This window comes from Prevotella amnii CRIS 21A-A (assembly GCF_000177355.1).
GTDB lineage: Bacteria > Bacteroidota > Bacteroidia > Bacteroidales > Bacteroidaceae > Prevotella > Prevotella amnii.
The window spans coordinates 1-1192 of record NZ_ADFQ01000013.1 but is presented as its reverse complement, the minus strand read 5'-3'; the positions used below and the strand labels follow the sequence as shown (position 1 = coordinate 1192).

Genomic DNA, 1192 nt, shown 5'->3' with positions numbered 1-1192 from the left:
GTAATGATTAAAAAATAACTTGGTACATTTTCGGAGCCGAGGCATCGGTCTTGAGCAGTGTATTCAATTGATGAAAAACTCCAGAAATGGAACTATATGGTTTCATGGAGAGAGAGAAAAAAATACCAAGTTATTTTTTTATCATTACTTACTTGTTATGTTTGCAGCACTAAGATAGGTGAAATTTCTGACATATCCAAGTGTTTTGAGAACTTTGTTTCTCAGGCACTTGGAGCTCTTACAAGAGTTTATGCTGCGGAATTAAGGAATAAATGAAATTGTAGCTCCTAAGGATAAGCTAGACGAATCCTTAGAAATGATTAAAGGTGGAACGTCGTCAGAACTACGTTTCTGTATTAAAGGTTGTCACACTGGTGGACTAAAGCCCAAGCCAAATACATCTACTACATCAACAGAAACTACATCTAAAGATGAAACAGCTAACATTCGTGTTAGCGATAGTAATCTACAGTAAATTTTCTATTATTATGTTTATTGCGAATAGGAGATTTTTCTCCTATTCGCTACATAAATAAAAAAAGTATGAAATGGTCACAGTTTAATTTTTTATTCCACTCTGATAAGATTGGATATTGCTTGCATAATACAAGGATGCTTTCTTTAATAAACTTGGATAAAGAATCCTATGAAACTTTGTGCTTAGTAGAAAAACATCCAGATAGGGCGGAAGCACTTCTTGACGAAGATACATATAAGTATTTTGTAAAGAATAAAGTTCTCGTCAAAGAATATGAAGATAAAGATTATATTAATAAGCTGTCATATACTAAACGCTATGCATGTGCAGAAGAGAGTAAATTAGGTATTGTCTTATGTCCAACATTGGGTTGTAATTTTGCTTGCCCGTATTGTTATGAGGATAAATTGTCTTCCAAACCTATGTCTGTAGAAACCCAAATGAAGGTAATAGACTTTATCAATATGTATAAAGATAAGAAAAAAGGGTTTACTTTAAACTGGCATGGCGGTGAACCTTTATCTTCATTTAAAACCATCAAGCAATTTTATGACTTGGTAGAGAAATACGCCGAACTTCCACTGCTCCATTCTTCTATGGTTTCAAATGGATACTTATTAAATCAAGAAATTTGTGAATATCTTGAGTCTAAAAAACTTAATTATTTACAGATAACAATTGATGGTAATAAGGTTACGCATAATAAAACACGTA

2 protein-coding genes are annotated in these 1192 nt (G+C 32.6%); both read left to right on the top strand.

The features are described 5' to 3' along the window. Nucleotides 1-316: 316 nt before the first annotated feature. On the top strand, nt 317-475 hold the full coding sequence (locus tag HMPREF9018_RS10950; RefSeq protein WP_157794577.1) for a hypothetical protein: 159 nt from the start codon (nt 317-319) through the stop codon (nt 473-475). Between the two features lie 68 nt (nt 476-543). After that, nucleotides 544-1192, top strand: a 649-nt coding sequence (locus HMPREF9018_RS01270; RefSeq protein ID WP_039863919.1) for a radical SAM protein, incomplete at its 3' end; no start/stop codon positions are given.

What these genes read in the sequence shown, in the direction of transcription:
- HMPREF9018_RS10950 (WP_157794577.1), top strand. Translation starts at nt 317, where the DNA reads ATGATTAAAGGTGGAACGTCGTCAGAACTACGTTTCTGTATTAAAGGT.